Genomic DNA, 18,356 nt, shown 5'->3' with positions numbered 1-18,356 from the left:
AAAAATGCCATAATATATCACTGCCACAAGATGCAGAGGTAAAACACGGGAGTGATAGAGGGTTGAATGAAACCATTATGTACCAAAGGCTCATAACGGTGGATAAAAATAGAGGTAGCCTCTGGGCTTAAAAGAGAGTGATATTTTCAGTGAAAAGGAAAAAGGTACTCTTATTTACATCCATATTTGTCCTGGTGATCCTCATAACCGGGGCATTTTTTTATATAAGATCCCCTTTTATGTCAAACCACCTGAAGAGAATAATACTGCCCGAACTCTCCCGTGTTTCCGGTCAGAGGGTTACAGCCAAGAGGATATACATAAACCTGTTTCCCCCTTTTGCAGGTGTTGACAATCTTTTGGTATCTGACAAAGAAGGGAAAGAGACCCTCTCAATAAAAAAAGCCAGGTTTTATATTGAGCTTCTGCCGCTTCTGCGCCGTGAACTTTACGTCTCCCTTGTTGCCATTGACAGCCTTCAATATGGAACTGCGCTTCAGGCTCTGAAGGGTGCAGCCGGATTAATGACTGCAAAAAAAACAGGGGTTGAAACATCGGGCTGGAAGATAAAGCTTGGAAGCATACTGCTGAAAAATGGAAGCATCAGTGTCTCCGATCCTGAAAAGGGAGTCGTTATTTCTCTTCATAACATAAGGGCTGAAGGAAATATGAAACGGAGATCTCTGAACCTCAGGGACGCAGAGCTCAAAATTACACAAAAAGACAGGGATGTCATCAATGGAAACCTGCATATGCTGTTATCACTTTCAGATAACAGCGTCCGGTTAAAAACCCTTGAGTTTAAAAGCGGAGACTCTTTCCTAAACCTGAAAGGACAACTGGAGAACAACGTCTTCGAAGGTACGATAAGAACAGATGTATCAATAGAGACATTATCAGATATATTTTTACTCAAAAAAGATAGCACGGGCAGCATAACTGCAAGTGGAGAGGTTCGGTGGAAGGCCGGAGCCGTCAATAAAACCAAGAAACCCGAAAATCCTGCCCCTGTCCTGTCTTTTCTGCAAGGGTTATCCTTTAACCTTGACGTAAAGGGCAGTATATATCTTGAAACCCTTATGGAGCTTCTTAAAGAAAATGTTCCTCTGCAGGGGCTTGCCGGCTTTTCGGGTACTGTAAAGGGTCCTGCAATAAATCCCGTAGCACTACTCAGGGCTGAGATGAAGGAGGGGCATATATACGGCATTGATGTTGACAGTGTGAGGTGCAGGCTTCTTTATAAGGAAAAGGTGCTGCAGTTTTACGATGGCAAAGTCAGTGCCTATAACGGGAGTGCTGCTGTAGGGGTTAATATCTACCTCTCAAGACCAACAAGATTTACACTGAAGGTTCAGGCGGAATCCCTTGACAGCCACAACATATTGAAACTGATCAAATGGGACCCCGGATTACCACCAGGCAGTGTTACAGGTTTGCTGCAATCAGAGGGACGGGCTTTTGAACCATGGGGCACTTTTCAATACAGGGCATTTCAAACAGACCGGAATAGAGGTGTCAACGGCAAGTCATCCGAGACGTCGTTTCTTAAAAAGATAAAAAAGGCAAGTGGTTCCTTCCGTATGAAAGGTCATGTGCTTACACTAACAGACATTAAGGCATCATCTTCCAGGACCAGGCTTGCCACTGAAGGATTCCTGGATTTCGGGAAAGGAATACTCAGACTGAAGGCCCTTGCTTCAACAGAAAACCTTAACGAAGTATATTATAAAGAGGGAATAATAAAGGGAACCGGACAGTTTGAGGGCAATGTTACAGGGTTGATCGAAGACCCGGTAATTTCAGGTAACGCAAGCCTGTGCAACTTCTTCTATCTGAACCGGCCTCTGGGATGTCTTGATGCCCTTATATCATACAGAAAGAGGGGGTTGACAATTAACAGCCTTGAGGGGAAGCTGAAGGATACAGCATATACTTTAATGGGCACGGTAAAGACCCTTGAATCTGAACTGTTTACCTTCGATAAGCCGGAGTTCTCTCTCTCCGGCACTTTTTCGCGACTACACCTTGACAACCTTAAGAAGTGGATTGCACTGAAGTCGGCACCCATGGAGGATCAAGGATTTCCTGAGATAACAGATGAGGCAGAAGGTATATTATCCGGTGATTTCAGGATTACCGGACCTTTAAATAACGTGATTCTGGATGGCCATGCAGAGACCGAAGAACTGAAAATAAAAAGTATTTATGCAGATATGAAAACAGACTTCAAATACAGCCGCAGCGGGTTTAACCTCTCAAACCTTGTATTTACAAAAGGCACCTCTTTTTTAAAAGGCTCATTCTTCATCTCAAGCACCGGCGTTATAAAGAGCGATGAATTTACGCTCTCCCTTGTTTCTAATGATATTGCCGGTAAACTACCTCGGGGATTACGTCTCAGGGGTGACCTGAAGGTGAGTGGTTCATTAAAGTCTCCTGAGGGAGAATTCAATGGAATGATAGAGGTGATCACTGACCGTGGTGCAACCGGAAAAGACACAGAGCCTTCCATTCAATCAGATTTAGGTGATATTCATCTGAGACTTAAGAACCGGGAGCTCACCCTCGAGGTCAGGTTATTCAGGAAACAGGTCTCAATTGCCGGGAGCATGGCTATGTCCGGTGAGCTGCCATGGAGGGCCAGGATAGATGTTAAGGAAGGGTTATATGATGATTTAATCCTTTTGTTTTCGAAGGATGTCTTCTCAAAGGATATTCCGGAGGATCTATTCCTCTCCCTGCGAGGGGAGATAAACCTTTCGGGAACTTCCCGCTCTGTGATGGGCAGAGTACTGTTAAAGAGTCTGAAACTTAATCTCTATGGGCAGAACTTCACAAATACGGAAGATATTATGCTGACAATTGATGGTTCAAAGATTGAATTCAACTCTTTCAGCCTGAGGACAGGACTTGCTGCACTCAGCATAAACGGCAACCTCGACCTTGAGAAGGGATATGACATGACAATAAATGGAAGGGCATATCTCAGTCCATTAGAGGGATTCATATCCGGGCTGGAATATATAAGGGGCTATTCCGACTTTGTCCTTGCCATAAGGGGCAAGTGGCTTGATCCCGTAATTAGCGGGGGGCTCTCAATTGAGGAGACTTCACTTGCTGTAACGGGAATCCCTAACAGGTTCTCTTCCATAAAGGGATATATTTATATTGATGAAAACAGGATCGTCCTTGATACCCTGTCAGGCAGGTTTGCATCCGGAAACATAAGGATAAGGGGCGTTGGTCAGCTAAAGGGTCTGAAACTCAGGAATTATCATCTTGAAGGTGTTGTAAAAAACATCAACTTATACCTCGAGGAAGGGGTCTCTTTCAAGCTCTCGGGAGACCTGGTACTGGCAAAAAAACAGGAGGGTATATACCTGATTGGAGATCTGAGGGTGCTGAAGGGCAGATATACAAGGAATATTGAATGGAGAAGCTGGATCCTCAGTGCAAAAAAACCTGCCCTGCAAAAAAAGCAGTACGGTCTTCTCGATACCATTGAACTTAATATCAACCTTTATGGTGATGAGGATATAATAATAGACAATAATCTTGCAACGGCCCCTGCAAGGATCGACCTTGTGATATTGGGCACATTGAAGAACCCCTCCCTGATAGGACGGGTAGAGCTGAAAGGGGGAAAGATATTCTTCAGGAATAATGAATTCACCATAATAAATGCCAGTGCCGACTTTACCGACCCGGCGAGGATAAACCCGTTTTTTGATATCGTTGCCAGTACAAGGGTAAAGGACTATCAGATACATCTCTCCCTGGAGGGATATGCGGAACAGTTTAACCTCTCCCTCTCTTCTGAACCTATGCTTGATGAGATAGACATCCTGAGCCTCCTGACCGTGGGAGAGCTTGGCACCAAGCTGAAGGGATTTGAAGGCGGAATCGGCGCTTCCGAGGCTGCATCTTTTCTGACGGGAAAACTTCAGGAAACACTTGAAGAGAGACTGAGAAACATTACAGGCTTTGACAGGATACAGGTAGAACCTTACGTCTCTGAAATCACGGGCACAATAGGACCAAAGATTACGGTCTCAAAGAGGCTTCTTACGGACAGGCTATATGTGACATATACAACATCGTTAGGCAATGCCCCTGAACAATCCCTGAGAGTGGAGTTTTTTCTGAGTGACAATATATCACTTGTTGGGGAACGGGATGAGCTCGGAACCATCGGCGCTGATATAAAGTTCAGGGTGGAGTTCAGATGACGGCAGAAACCCGGGTAAGAAAATTGGTGCGTAGTGCCTGCTGTCTGCTGTTTGTCCTTGTGATGGTTCCGTCTTTTCTGACTCTTCCTTTGAAGGTTCAGGCCGCAGAGGGTTTCCTTGCAGAGAAGATCATCATAAAGGGACTTGCCTCATGCACAAAAGATGAACTCCTCTATTTGATGAATATCCGTCGGGGATTGATAGCCAGGGGGACAATAAGTGAGGGGATAAAGAGGGCATTCAGAAAGGGTATATTTGAGGATATTGCAGTCAGTTATGCACCGGGAAAGACCCTTCTCATTCAGGTCAGGGAACGCGAATACATTTATAAAATAAAGGTCTCCGGCAACCGATACCTTTCAGGCAGGGAGATAAAAAAGATGTTTATCCTGAAAGAGGACGGTATAATGCGCTATGACCTTATTGAGAAAGCCAGGAAAGAACTCAAGAACTCCCTCGGACTGATTGGGTTTCCGGAGGCATCACTATCGTTGACTGTGGAAAAAGCTCCAAAACCTTACAGGACGATTATAAAAATAAAAGTCAATGAGGGTGAGCCCCTCGTTATCCAGAGGATTGAGATCAAGGGTGCTGATCAATGGCTGCGGCAGAAGATGTACATTGAATCAGGTGATATATATAACGTTGAAAAGATAAAAAAAGACCTGGAGAGAATCAGGGAATACCTGAAGTCAAAGGGCTATCTTAATCCAATAGTCGGCCCCTTTACGTTTTCCGAGGGTCTTCTTACAGTTCTTGTTTCTCCTGGCAAGAGATTGAAGATTGAGATAAACGGAAATACGGAGATAAGCACATCAAAACTTCTGAAGATAATGCCCTTCAGTGAAGCAGAGGAGATTGAGGATGAGTTAATTGAAGAAGTCTCGGCAAAAATACTCTCTCTTTACCATCAGAAGGGATTTATTTATGCCCAGGTTGCACCTTTAAGGACTGAGGATGAGAAGACCATTTCCCTTACCTTTTTTATTTACGAAGGGAAAGCATATAAGATACAGAAGATAGAATTCAAGAACAACTCCATCAGTGAAAAGATGCTTAAAAATGTTATAAGCCTGAAAGAGGGGTCCCCCTATAATCCTGACCTTTTAGAGCCGGACGCTGAAACCATAACAGGACTTTACAGGGCGCTGGGTTATCTGAATGCAAAGATTGAGGATACTGCTGTCAATATATCCGAGGAAACAGGAACAGTGGATATAAACTTTACCCTGAACGAGGGGCCGCGGTTCCGGATTGGTGAGGTCATAGCCAAAGGCAACGCCTTTTTTACTGATAAAGAGATCTACAGGATTTTAAACATTAAAAGGAATGCCCCCTACAATGAACTGGACATAATAAATGCAAAAAAGCGTTTGACCGACAGTTATAAGGAACAGGGTTTTACAGATATAAATGTCTCTGTTGATGCCATGACATCAGGACAGTCAGTGAAAGTCATATTCAGGATTACGGAAGGTGAAAAGGAATATTTCGGTAAAACAATAGTCAGGGGTAACATGTTCACAAGGACCGAGGTCATTGAAAGGGAGTTCATTCATAAAGAAGGCGAACCCTTTAACTACAAATTGCTTTTGGAAGGGACAAAACGTCTTTATCGTCTCGGGCTCTTTAAAGATATTGATATCAAGCTACTTGATAAAAAGGACAACAAACGTGATATCGTTATAACCGTTAGTGAACGCAATCCGGGTGTGGTTGAATTCAGTCTTGGTTACGAGGACTATGAAGGTTTGAGAGGCTCCATAGACATAAGTTACAGGAATCTATGGGGGATGAACAGGAGGATACATCTGAGAGGGGAATTGAGTACGCTGAAGGAAAGATTTGTTCTTGGCTATCATGAACCCTATCTGCTTGGAAGACCTTTCGTCTTTAACGCCTTCCTCCTCAGAGAGACCCGTACGGAAAAGAGTATCGACACCGGAGAGGTCAGGTACAGGATGAAGAAAAACTCCTCCGGGGTATCACTTGAAAAAAACCTGACCAATAACCTGAAGGCACAGATTGCTTATGACTTTTCCCTTGTCGAAACCTTTGATTTAAAGCCGGATGTTGTCTTGTCAAGGGAGGACGAAGGCACACTCGCTATCAGCAGCATACGTCCCGGTGCACTCTATGACACCAGGGATAATCCTTTTGACCCTACCAGGGGGGTATTGGTTGGCGCCTCCCTGAAATTTGCGAGTACTTATCTCCTTGGAGAAACGGATTTTGTGAAATTGACTATTCATGCAAGTACTTACAGGAAACTCGGAAGACGATTTACTCTTGCCCTTGCCGTTAAAGGAGGAGCGGCACAGGGATTTGTTGACACAAGAGAACTTCCCATTGTTGAGAGATTCTTCCTCGGAGGGAGAAATACTGTGAGGGGTTTTGAACAGGACACCCTCGGACCAAAGGGTAAGGATGGTACACCAACCGGCGGAAACGCCTTTCTGATGTCCAATATTGAACTGAGAACTTATATTGGAAGGGGTTTTAGTATTGTCGGATTTCTTGACGGAGGAAATGTATGGACAAAAACGGTCGATATGAATCTGACCTTTCGATATACAGCCGGGCTGGGTATAAGATACAGGACACCAGTTGGGCCCATACGGATCGACTATGGGCATAAACTTGACAGAAAGGAGGGTGAAAGTGCGGGAGAGGTACATTTCAGTATTGGACATGCATTCTGATGACAGCATTGCGGGTTGCGGGTTGCGGGTTGCGGGTTCCAGATACAGCAACTACATTATTACTATACTACTAACACTGACATTGACACTTACACTGATACTGACGGCATTCCTGCAACCTTCATCTGCTGAGCTCATTGACCGGGTTGTTGCCTTTATTGATGATGAGGCGATTACCCTGACGGATTTTATGCAATACACCGAAAAGGCCAAAAAGTTAGCACCCGGGCTTTCTGAAGAAGAGGCTATAAATGCCCTGATTAACCGAAGGCTCCTGCTCAGGGAGGCAAAGAGGATACGGTTACGCGGCAAATCAGACGATGAACTTATTAAAGAGTATGTTGATATAAAAGTCAGGGTCTTTATAAAGATTCCACCGGAGGAGATCGAAAGGTTCTATAATGAAAACAGGCAAAGGTTCGGAAAGACCCTGATAGACGATGTCCGGGATGATATTGAGAGACTTCTGAGGGAAAGAGAGGTAAATAAACATCTCAGGAAACTCATTGAAAAACTGAGAGAGAAATCCTACATAAAAATAAACCTCACACCTTCTTAATCAAGGCAAACTCATCACACTCCGGAAACTTATGACATCTGAGACAGTCTCCCCATATTTTTTGCGGTAACTCCGACTTGTCTATATCGACAAACCCGAGGGACCGGAAAAAATCAGGATTGTAGGTAAGAACAAAGATGCGTTCTATGCCGAGCCGTTTTGCCTCAGAAATACAGCTTTTTACCAGTCTTTTTCCTGTGCCCTGCCTCTGGACATCCGCCTTTACAGCCAGGGACCTTATTTCTGCAAGGTCCTCCCAGAGTATATGTAATGCACAAACACCTGTTACGTCACCACCATCATCTTCACATACAATATGATCTCTGAGGGTTTCATATATCTCGTTGAGTGAGCGCGGCAACATCTGTTCCCTCTTTGCAAAAGAATTAACGAGACGATGTATCTCCCTTACGTCCCGTGTGGCGGCCTTTCTGATTCGTAAGGATTTACGGTTTGCAGGCTTTTTATAACTCATAACCAACTTTTATCGCCTCAAGATTTCCCGGAATAAGTGCAAGGTGTCTTTCAGATACCAGTGCCCTGAGGCCCTTTTCAGCCCTGGAAAGGTCTGAGATAACGGTTTTTCTGAGGAGTGCACCAAACATCACCATATTTGCATACCTTATTGAGCCAAGCCCTGCAGCCTTCCCTGATGCCTCCACTCCAACAGAATGAAAGTCAGACGTTTCATCGACCACAGACAGCCTGTCGCATCCATCACTTGTGATTAAAGAGGAATCATAGAACAGAACCCCTTCCCTTTTCAGCCTGGGCAGAAATCTCTCAAGGGACGGACAATTAAAAACAATCAAAATATCAGGATTCATGACCAACGGAGAACCAATTAAATCATCGGATACTATTACACTACAATTAGCAGTTCCTCCTCTGATCTCGGCCCCATAGGATGGGAAATAGGTGACATTTTTACCCTCGATCATTAGTGTGTGTGCAATCAGCCGGCCGAACAAGAGTATACCCTGTCCACCGGAGCCTGAAATGATTATACTTTTTTCCAATCCTGTAACTCCCGGCACCTGTCTATTAATATCCCTGTCCTGTAAACTAATTCCATCTGGCTGGCTAACCACCGCAGTGATTCCACGGGGGTTTTTTTCCAGACAGTCGGACATGGAGATAAAATCTCGATCATGCTGAACCCCTTGCCTTCCAACTGATATTGAAAGGATCTTTTTATTAATTTCCTGGTCTCTTTTATGCCCTTTATTCCGTCAATGGCTGTCCTGGCTATAAAAACAGAACCCTCAATGGTCGCAAGTATCTCGGCCATGGGAAGGGGATACCCCTCGCTCTTCGGGTCACGCCCGGCAGGAGTGGTTGTAGTCTTTTGTCCCAGCAGTGTAGTGGGGGCCATCTGCCCGCCGGTCATACCATATGTGGCATTATTTATAAAAAAGACGGAGAGGTTTTCACCCCTGTTGGCAGCATGGACAATCTCTCCCAATCCTATAGAGGCAAGATCTCCGTCTCCCTGGTAGGAAAAGACAACCTTGTCGGGCATCACCCTTTTTAAGGCTGTAGCGACTGCAGGAGGTCTTCCATGTGCGCATTCTATTACGTCAAAATTAAAATAATCATAGGCAAAAACGGCACAACCAACAGGTGCTGTGCCTATGGTCCTTTCCCTTATCCCGAGTTCGTCAATGCACTCGGCAACAAGACGGTGCACTATACTATGCCCACATCCTGGACAGAACCTGAAAGGCACATCCTTGAGGCTTTCCGGTCTTTTAAACACCTGAATCATGTGATATTATAACAGATGAACGAAGATACCTGGATGAAAATTCATGAGGTTTCAGATGAGTGGCAGACGACCTGTTTTTTTCCTGATCCCTTGGCACGATAAAGCGCCATATCAGCGGTATACAAGAGGTCTTTAGCAGATTTACCATCTTCCGGAAAACCTGATATACCGCCACTTACGGTTATATGTATCTTTACAGTATTATTTTTATTGAAGACATTTTCCTCCACCCGCTCCCTGATCCTGTCAGCAAGAAGAAGGGCCTCTGTCTTGGATGTTCTTGGAAGGATGATAACAAACTCTTCTCCGCCGTATCTTGCAACAATATCGGTTTTCCTCGCTGAGTTCAGGATAATCTCAGCCACCTCTCTCAGGACATCATCTCCAACCTGGTGACCATAAGTATCATTTATTAGCTTGAAGTCATCAATGTCAAAGATAACAAGGCAAAAGGCATCCTGATACCGCCTTGCCCTTGCAAGTTCCGACTCAAGGGAACGGTAAAAGAATCTCACATTATAAAGACCGGTCAGGTCATCAGTTATAGAGAGCCTTCTTGTCTCCTCAAAAAGTCTGATCTTCTCCACTATCAGGGATATCTGGTTACCCACAAGGGCCATCATGGATGCAAGGTCAAAGTCAAAAACCCTTTCAGACCTGCTGGCAAGAAAGAGCATGCCGGATATCGAATTTGATACCTTCAGAGGTATTGCTCCCATGAAGACAACCCCCTCTTTTTTCAGATGATGAAAGTTCTTGACCTGATCCTTTTCAAGTATATATAACGGCTCTGCAGCATCCAGTATTGACCAGACAAACTCATCAAGCTTGCCTTCATTTAACTGCTTCAGGAAATTCAGGGAAACCCCTGCATGACTCTTGAGTATGAGACCACTGTTGTCGGTCAACATTATCCATCCTACACTGAAGTCGGTTATCATCAATACCTTCTCAAGAAGGTCATTAAAGACCCTGTCAATATCATATGAGGATATAAATGCACCTGAAAGTGTATTAATAACCATTAGCTCGCGATTACGTTTTACAAGCTCCTTTTCTACTGTCAGATAATGTGATACGTCATAGAAGAGCAGACTCAGAATCTCCTTGCCATCAATTGAAGTGGCAGGATGTATTGTGACTTCATACTCAATCTCACCGATGCGCAACCTGTCCTTAATGTCTTCACACGTATTCAGACAATGTTGCACAGAGGGCCAGAAACTTGCTAATTCCTCTATCTCCCTGAAATCCTTGCCTTTTATGGATGCTTCCTTTCCTCCAAGGATCTCCGTAAAGGCCTTGTTGAAAGCGATAACCCTTCCAGCCCTGTTTATCACTAAAAGGGGTTCCATTACAAAATTGCAGAGAAAGGCATCGCTCTTTTTCAGGGGTATGTTTTCTGTCAAAAGTTATTCTCCTTCCCGGTTTATGTTCGGTGTGACATCCTCGAACAAACTGGAATCACTGTAATCAGAGTCCTTGTATGAAAACGAACAAGTGACTGCAATTTAGGCACAGACTCTATATAGTTTATTGTAAGGGTTACGTCGGAGATAATCAAGTCCACCCACCCTCTGTAATCGCCAGATGCATAGCTCTTTCTTTAAGATGGGGAGCAATAAATGAAGAAATTACGACTTATTGCTGGATTTGGGCATTAGATTGGAACTATTGCGTGGATAAAGTGCTATTTTAAAGACCTACCTCCTCAGGTAATCCGATCCTGCCAAGTACGGCCGTTGCAGCAGCCACTGCAGGGTTCGAGAGATAGACCTCACTTTCAGGGTCTCCCATCCTTCCCACAAAGTTTCTGTTTGTTGTGGCAACAGCCCTCTCCCCCTTTGCAAGTATACCCATATGACCCCCGAGACATGGACCGCACGTCGGGGTTGATACTACGGCTTCAGCATCAATAAAGACCTCTATCAACCCCTCCTTCAGGGCCTGCTTGTAGATGGCCTGCGTTGCCGGGATAACGATCATACGAACATTGGGATTAACCTTCCTGCCCCATATTACCTCTGCGGCCTCCCTGAGGTCCTCAATGCGTCCGTTAGTACATGAACCTATAACAACCTGATCAATGGCAATATCGGTCAGCTCCCTGGCAGGTTTTACATTAGAGGGCAGATGGGGACAGGCGACCAGGGGTTCAATCGTTGAGCAGTCATATTCCCTGGTCTCCACATATACTGCATCAGGGTCGGACTGATAGAACTTATACTCCCTTCTGGCCCGCTCCTTCACATATGCCTCTGTTATATCGTCAGGGACGATTATTCCGCTCTTTCCTCCGGCCTCTATAGCCATATTACACATGGTGAGCCTGCCGTACATCGGCAGTGCCCTTATCGTCTCTCCCTCAAACTCCATGGCCCTGTAAAGGGCGCCATCCACACCAATATCTCCGATTGTATGGAGTATGAGGTCCTTACCGCTGACCCATTTCCCGAGGCTTCCGTAATAGATAAACTTCATGCTTTCCGGTACCTTGAACCAGCACTCACCGGTTGCCATGGAAGCTGCAACGTCGGTAGAGCCAACGCCGGTAGAGAAGGCACCAAGGGCGCCGTATGTGCACGTATGGCTGTCGGCTCCTATTACAAGATCACCGGGAACCACATGACCCTGCTCCGGAAGCAGGGCATGTTCAACCCCCATCCTGCCAACCTCAAAATAGAGCTTAAGCCCCTGCTCTCTTGAAAAAAGCTTCAACATCCTGCATTGCTCAGCAGCCTTTATATCCTTTTGAGGGGCAAAGTGGTCAGGAATAAAGGCCACCCGCTCAGAATTAAAGACCTTTTCAGCTCCGATCTTCCTAAACTCCTTTATGGCAATAGGCGCAGTTATATCGTTTGCAAGTATAAGGTCCACCCTTGCATTTATCAACTCTCCAGGCGAGACCTCTTTTTTCCCGGCATGTGCAGCAAGTATCTTTTCAGTAATAGTCATCCATTCCTCCATCAAAATAAAAACTCTAATACTTATAAACATATCTAATCCGCAGATTACACAAATTTCGCAGATTTTTATAATTTTAGTCCCTCTATAAACCCTTTTTAATCTTTCTAATCTGCGTTAATCTGTGTAATCTGCGGATTATTCTTTATTTTTTCAATTAGATTCCCTTTTGAGGCTCCCTCTTTCTGCCTTCAAGCTTGTTCAGGGCATTAATATATGCCTTTGCAGCAGCAACAATGATGTCCGTATCAGACCCGTACCCCCTGACCGTATGGCCATCCTCCTCAAGGGTCACCATGACCTCACCAAGCGCATCAGTGCCCCCTGTTATGCCCTTTATCTCGAACTTATCGAGATGGCTCTTTGTCTCTGTAATCCTTGCAATGGCACAGTAGGTGGCATCAACAGGTCCGTCACCTTCCTCGGTACGCTCAACAACCTCGTCCCTGACCTTCAGACGGACTGTGGCAGTCGGCTTGACCGACGTGCCGCTTGAGACCCTCAGGTCCATAAGGCTGAAGACCTCGGGAACCTTTTTTACCTCTTCAGATACAAGGGTCTCGATATCCTCGTCAAATATATATTTCTTCTGGTCACACAGACGCTTGAATCTCTCAAAAGCCTTGTTGAGCTCTTCATCACCCAGTTCATAACCAAGCTCCCTGAGCCTCTCCTTAAAGGCATGCCTGCCCGAGTGCTTGCCAAGGACTAACTTGCTCTGCGGTATCCCGACCGTTTCGGGCTTCATAATCTCATAGGTTGAACGCTCCTTGAGGACTCCGTCCTGGTGAATTCCGGCTTCATGGGCAAAGGCATTGGCACCGACTATGGCTTTGTTCGGCTGTACGACCACACCTGTAATCTTTGAGACAAGACGGCTCGTCTTGTATATCTCCTCAGTAACTATTCCGGTCTCTGCATTAAAGAACTTCGGCCTTGTCTTGATGGCCATTACCACCTCTTCCAGCGCCGCATTTCCAGCCCGCTCGCCAATTCCGTTCAATGTGCACTCAACCTGGCCGGCCCCTTTAAGGACGGCAGTCAGTGAGTTGGCTACTGCAAGGCCAAGGTCATTATGACAATGCACAGAGATTACCGCCTTATCAATATTCGGCACCCTGTTCATCAGATACTCTATCAGCTCGCCAAATTCCTGGGGTATGGTATAACCTACGGTGTCAGGGATATTCACGGTTGTCGCCCCTGCCTTTATAACCTCTTCTATAACCCTGCAGAGGAAATCCCTGTCACTCCTTGTGGCATCCTCAGCAGAGAACTCCACATCATCCGTAACCCCCCTTGCCTTCTTCACTGCACCTACGGCTGCATTCAAAACCTCTTCCCTGCTCATGCGGAGTTTATACTTCAGGTGAATGTCAGAGGTGGCAAGAAATGTATGTATCCTGCCGGACTCCGCAGGTTTTATCGCCTCTGCCGCCCGCTCGATATCTATGTCCTTTGTCCTGGCAAGCCCTGCAACAGTGACTCCCTTTATCTCTTCTGCAATTCGTCTTACGGCCTCAAAGTCTCCTGGTGAGGCAACAGGAAAACCGGCCTCTATCACATCAACATTTAATCTTGCCAGCTGACGGGCAACATGGAGCTTTTCCTCTACATTCATCGAGGCACCCGGTGATTGCTCGCCGTCTCTGAGGGTTGTATCAAAAATCTTTATGTATCTCATAATCCTTAAATTCCTTTTAGTGCTGGTGACAAAACAGGTGTCAGGCAGCAGCTCTTTTATCCGGATTCCTGACCCTTTTCTTCTTTTTGTATAACAGGTACGCGTTCTCTATTATACCCCAAAAGAGATAGACCATTGCAAAGGAAAAGAGCGCAACCGGCGGGTGGACAACAGTAACAACAATAAGGATCACAAATATGACAAGGACCCAGAAGGGCTTCCTCTTTTTAAAGTCAATCTCCTTTGCGCCGTGAAATCTCATCGTACTGATCATCAGAATTGCGAGGACAACCGTGAGCAGGAGTATCAGGATGCTCTTCTCAGGTCTGTCTTCGGTAATACTTTCGTAAAAGATGACAAGCGTTGCGATTATGACTCCTGCAGCAGGGATGGGCATGCCTGTAAATGAGCGTTTTTCTGCCGAGCCCATCTGGATATTATAACGTGCAAGCCTCAGTGCACCGCATGCAACAAAGAGAAAGGCTGCTGCTGCTCCAACACGGCCAAAGGGGTTTAGTGACCATGTATAGAGCAAAATGGCAGGGGCAACACCAAATGCAACAAGGTCACTCAGGGAATCAAGCTCCACCCCAAACCTGGTGGTACTGTTTGTGAGCCTTGCCACCCAGCCGTCAAGACCGTCAAAGACAGTGGCAATCAGTATTGCCCAGGCTGCCCTGACATAATCACCGTTAAGTGCAGAGAGCACTGCATAAAACCCAAAGAACATACCACTCAGGGTAAGCCCGTTGGGGAGTAGGTAAACACCTTTTTTCATCTGAAAACATCCTTTCGCCGGACGCAGAATAGCGTCCGGTTTAATTTTATTTTTTTATTTCCTGGCCACTATTGTTTCACCGGCCCGGACTTTCTGGCCTACGCTTACCTCTACCTGCACAGCTACCGGCAGATAGAGATCAACTCTTGAGCTGAATTTAATCATACCGTATCGCTGTCCCCTCTTCAGGGTATCGCCCGGGCTGACCCTGCAGATGGCCCGTCTGGCGATAAGACCTGCAACCTGCCTGACCAGCACCCTGCCATACTTTGTGTTGAGAAGCATGGCTATGTTTTCATTGCTGAGGGATGCCTCATCAGTGTATGCCGCACTGAATCCGCCAGGGGTATGTTTTACCTTCTCAACCGTGCCATCACAGGGCGCCCTGTTGACATGGACATTAAATGGAGACATAAATATGCTGATCTGTTTGACCTTGTCCTTAATATACTCTTCTTCCAGTGTGTCCTTTACAAGTATTACCTTACCGTCTGCAGGAGAGACAAATATATCTTTTTCCTCAGGAATCGTCCTCTCAGGGTCCCTGAAGAAGTAGAGCATGAAGAGGAAGAGTATCAGCGGCAACACAGCTGTCCAGGGCTGCCATATCAGGTAGATGATTACTGTGAGAAGAGCCGTGACAGCCACAAAGGGCCAGCCTTCAGGTGCTATTTTTAACATATATGGATTATATTACAGTAGGCGGGTTAAAAGCCATATAATGGGGTGCCGGGATTAAGGATTCAGAGTCCGGCAGGTCTGGAGGGAATTATGAAAAGAACCTTTTTCATGACTCTATGGCTGCTCTGGAGGGAATATGGAAAGAGTCAGGCTTGGAAAAACAGGCATTGAGGTCTCAAGGCTCGGCATAGGAACCGGGACAGCACATCCGTCAGGACATTGTGCACAGGCATTAATGACGACCGGGGAGTTGGCCGGACTCCTCCTCTTTGCCTTTGAGCAGGGCATTAATTTCTGGGACACGGCATTTCAGTACAGGACTCATCCCCATGTCAGAGAGGCATTAAGACAGGTCAAACGCTCCGATGTTGTGATATCGACGAAATTGACGGGCTGCAGCGCAAAAGATACACTCAGGGATTTTAACACCTCCCTCAGAGACCTCGGCGTTGACTATATTGATGTCTGCCTGCTCCACGCAGTAAGGACAGAGAATGAATTAAAGGCACGGGCAGGCGCACTTGATGCACTGCTTGAACTTAAAGAGCAAGGCAGGGTTCGGGCAGTAGGCATGTCCTCTCATGGATTGGGTGCATTAAAGGCTGTTGCGGGAATTCCCGAAATCGATGCAGTATGGGTAAGGATAAACCTTGCCGGACTCAATATGGATGCCGGCAAACTCGGACTTTATGATCAAGTCGCCTCAATAGCGTGGGTTAAAAAGACAGCAGGGCTTCTGCCCAAAAGGATACAGGCAGTCTTCCGGCCCAAACCCGAATCATTACTGATACCTCCTGATGACCGTAAAGAGGTTGAGGAGACGGCTAAAAAGATTCATTCCCTGTCAAAAGGGGTTGTTGGCATGAAAGTGATAGCCGAGGGTCAACTCAGAGGGCAGGCAAGAGAGGCAGTGGAGTATGTAAGGGACCTGCCCTTTGTCGACTCACTAATAATCGGCATGATGAATAAAAAAGAGATTGAGGAAAACTGTAAAATAATAGACGGTGAAATGGATTGACGATTTTCGATTGACTATTGACGATTCGGGGAAAGTAAAATAAGAATAGCGGTGAAGCCTGAATTTCGGTCCGAGGTAGTGGTTACCCTTGTATGGCAGGACTATGGTAAACCGGAAAGTTAATGAATATCGGTCTTGAACTCGTATTTTTCCCTCAAGGACTCCCCAAGCATATTAAAGCAGAAGGCTGTTATTGATATGGCCAGCCCGGGATAGAGTACCATCCACGGTGCCGAAAGGATATATGCCCTGTTTGCACTGACCATGTATCCCCATGTGGGGGTTGGAGGCTGTGCACCAAGGCCCAGAAAGCTCAGGGTTGCCTCGGTAAGGATATATCCGCCAAGCTTTATGCCCATCAGCACCAGGGCCAGAGGTATACAGAGGGGAGCAATATGCAGCAGCAGTATCCTTAAATCACTGCACCCGATCGCCCTTGCAGCATCAACAAAGGGCATATCCTTAATCGTCAACACATGCCCCCTTATCAACCTTGCAAATGACGTCCATCCGACTACTGACAGGGCTATCATTACTGTATAGATACCCGGCGGCAGGATTATGGAGATGGCTATGGCGAGCAGCAGGGAGGGGAAAGAGAGAAAAAAGTCCACCACAGTCATTACAACACTGTCAATGACACCCCCGTAATATCCTGACGTCAGGCCGAGAGTAAAACCGATTAGTGCGGATATGAACGCTGCAATCATGGCAACACCAATCGATATTTTTCCTCCGTAAACCACCCTTGCAAATATGTCCCTGCCCTTATTATCCGTTCCAAAGGGATGATCAATGCCCGGAGGCCTCTTTATTGAATCAAGGTCAATCCTGTATGGGTCATTAATCGGCAGAAAGGGTGCAAGGAGCGAGACAATAAAAAAGCCGGCAACGATAATTATGGACAGCTTACCCCTTTTTGACATTGAGCCTTATCCTCGGGTCAAGGTATTGATAGATTACATCGGTAATCAGATTTACAATAACGAAAACCACGGTACCGACAATTATGCATCCCATTATCACCGGATAATCCCTCTTTATTATCCCTTCCATGGTAAACCTGCCCAGGCCGTCCCAGCCGAATATGGTCTCGGTAACAACTGCACCGTTTAGATAGCTGCCGAAATCAAGGCCGATAATGGTGACTATGGGGATAATGGCATTTCTCAGTACATGAATCAGGTTTATTCTCGTTAAAGACAGCCCCTTTGACCTCGCTGTGGTTATATAGGGCATCTTCAGTATATCTATTACGGTCGTCTTTGTGACCCTTGCCAGCGTTGCCGTAGCAGGTATGGCAAGGACAACCGCAGGAAGGACCAGAAACCTTATATCCCCCGTACCTGAGGGAGGAAAGAGTTTTAATTTAAGGCTGAAGATCATCATGATGATTATTGCACTCCAGAACACGGGAATACTCAATCCGGAGATTGAGATGGTATCAATAAGTTTTTCAAGGAATCGTGACCTCCTGTTGGCTGACAGGGCAGACAGGAATCCGAGGGCTATACCTAAGGGAACGGATACAAGCATGGCGGCAAAGGCAAGCATCATGGTATTGGGGAATTTCAGAGATATATCCGTCAGTACATCCCTGTTGGTGTAATAAGACCTGCCAAGGTCTCCCTTAAGCAGCAGCTTCAGATAACCTATATACTGGCTAACAAAACCCTTGTCAGTGCCCATCTCTTTCCTTATGCTTTCAATTATCTCCGGGCTGGCCCGCTCTCCCACAAGCCCCAGCACCGGGTCTCCCGGAAGCGCCTTGAGCAGGAAAAAGGCAAACAGTGTGATTGCAAACATCAGGGGAACCAGGAGTATAAGCCTCTTTAAAATGTAACCCTTGATAGCAAAGCCTCCTTTAAAAAATTTTCCGCCGCAGATTTTCACAGATAGGCGCAGATATTTGTTAGGAACTTAATATTTTAAAAATCCTGAAAAATCTGTGTTTATCTGCGTAAATCTGCGGC

14 protein-coding genes are annotated in these 18,356 nt (G+C 45.9%); 4 read left to right on the top strand and 10 right to left on the bottom strand.

Features of this window, described 5'->3' with window-relative positions; translation table 11 throughout:
* The first annotated feature begins 149 nt into the window (after positions 1-149).
* Genes VST71_01775 through VST71_01765 form a run of 3 tightly spaced genes read left to right on the top strand, consistent with a single transcriptional unit; the run spans position 150 to position 7,490 of the window.
* Positions 150-4,229 (top strand): translocation/assembly module TamB domain-containing protein, encoded by a 4,080-nt coding sequence (locus tag VST71_01775; GenBank protein MEC4684448.1) that lies wholly within the window; start codon positions 150-152, stop codon positions 4,227-4,229.
* Complete coding sequence (bamA, locus tag VST71_01770) at positions 4,226-6,931, top strand: outer membrane protein assembly factor BamA (GenBank protein MEC4684447.1); 2,706 nt, start codon at positions 4,226-4,228, stop codon at positions 6,929-6,931. Before VST71_01775 ends, bamA begins: the two co-directional genes overlap by 4 nt.
* Positions 6,915-7,490: a hypothetical protein gene (locus tag VST71_01765; protein MEC4684446.1), complete on the top strand. Its 576-nt coding sequence runs from the start codon at positions 6,915-6,917 to the stop codon at positions 7,488-7,490. The genes bamA and VST71_01765 overlap by 17 nt, the downstream gene beginning before the upstream one ends.
* Here the strand turns inward: VST71_01765 and VST71_01760 are convergent.
* The 8 genes from VST71_01760 to VST71_01725 all read right to left on the bottom strand — a co-directional run bounded on the left by VST71_01760 (position 7,477) and on the right by VST71_01725 (position 15,365).
* Positions 7,477-7,965, bottom strand: coding sequence for an N-acetyltransferase (locus tag VST71_01760; protein MEC4684445.1), 489 nt, complete (start codon positions 7,963-7,965; stop codon positions 7,477-7,479). The two genes, VST71_01765 and VST71_01760, sit on opposite strands and share 14 nt — an antisense overlap.
* A complete protein-coding gene (locus VST71_01755) occupies positions 7,955-8,509 on the bottom strand; it encodes a 2-oxoacid:acceptor oxidoreductase family protein (protein MEC4684444.1) in 555 nt (184 codons plus the stop codon). The genes VST71_01760 and VST71_01755 overlap by 11 nt, the downstream gene beginning before the upstream one ends.
* Positions 8,494-9,258, bottom strand: a complete 765-nt coding sequence (locus VST71_01750; protein ID MEC4684443.1) for a thiamine pyrophosphate-dependent enzyme — start codon at positions 9,256-9,258, stop codon at positions 8,494-8,496. The genes VST71_01755 and VST71_01750 overlap by 16 nt, the downstream gene beginning before the upstream one ends.
* Positions 9,259-9,299: 41 nt before the next feature.
* Positions 9,300-10,667 carry a diguanylate cyclase gene (locus VST71_01745; protein MEC4684442.1) on the bottom strand — a complete coding sequence of 456 codons (1,368 nt, stop codon included), beginning with the start codon at positions 10,665-10,667 and terminating at the stop codon, positions 9,300-9,302.
* Positions 10,668-10,953: 286 nt separating this feature from the next.
* Positions 10,954-12,213, bottom strand: coding sequence for a 3-isopropylmalate dehydratase large subunit (gene leuC / locus VST71_01740; GenBank protein ID MEC4684441.1), 1,260 nt, complete (start codon positions 12,211-12,213; stop codon positions 10,954-10,956).
* A 166-nt stretch (positions 12,214-12,379) separates the two neighbouring features.
* Positions 12,380-13,954, bottom strand: coding sequence for a 2-isopropylmalate synthase (locus VST71_01735; GenBank protein ID MEC4684440.1), 1,575 nt, complete (start codon positions 13,952-13,954; stop codon positions 12,380-12,382).
* On the bottom strand, positions 13,947-14,684 hold the full coding sequence (gene pssA, locus VST71_01730; protein ID MEC4684439.1) for a CDP-diacylglycerol--serine O-phosphatidyltransferase: 738 nt from the start codon (positions 14,682-14,684) through the stop codon (positions 13,947-13,949). Before pssA ends, VST71_01735 begins: the two co-directional genes overlap by 8 nt.
* Positions 14,685-14,738: 54 nt before the next feature.
* Entirely contained in the window at positions 14,739-15,365 is a 627-nt protein-coding gene (locus VST71_01725; GenBank protein MEC4684438.1) for a phosphatidylserine decarboxylase family protein, read from the bottom strand.
* A gap of 136 nt (positions 15,366-15,501) precedes the next feature.
* Here VST71_01725 and VST71_01720 point away from each other — a divergent pair, with 136 nt between their 5' ends.
* Positions 15,502-16,383 carry an aldo/keto reductase gene (locus tag VST71_01720; protein MEC4684437.1) on the top strand — a complete coding sequence of 294 codons (882 nt, stop codon included), beginning with the start codon at positions 15,502-15,504 and terminating at the stop codon, positions 16,381-16,383.
* A 119-nt stretch (positions 16,384-16,502) separates the two neighbouring features.
* On the opposite strand, the gene VST71_01715 is transcribed toward VST71_01720, so the two are convergent.
* Positions 16,503-17,309, bottom strand: coding sequence for an ABC transporter permease (locus tag VST71_01715; GenBank protein ID MEC4684436.1), 807 nt, complete (start codon positions 17,307-17,309; stop codon positions 16,503-16,505).
* Positions 17,293-18,276: an ABC transporter permease gene (locus tag VST71_01710; protein ID MEC4684435.1), complete on the bottom strand. Its 984-nt coding sequence runs from the start codon at positions 18,274-18,276 to the stop codon at positions 17,293-17,295. The genes VST71_01715 and VST71_01710 overlap by 17 nt, the downstream gene beginning before the upstream one ends.
* Between the last annotated feature and the right edge of the window lie 80 nt (positions 18,277-18,356).

Source organism: Nitrospirota bacterium, assembly GCA_035873375.1.
Classification (GTDB): domain Bacteria; phylum Nitrospirota; class Thermodesulfovibrionia; order Thermodesulfovibrionales; family JdFR-85; genus BMS3Bbin07.
The sequence above is the reverse complement of the archived record's forward strand: the minus strand, read 5'-3'. Positions and strand labels throughout refer to the sequence as shown.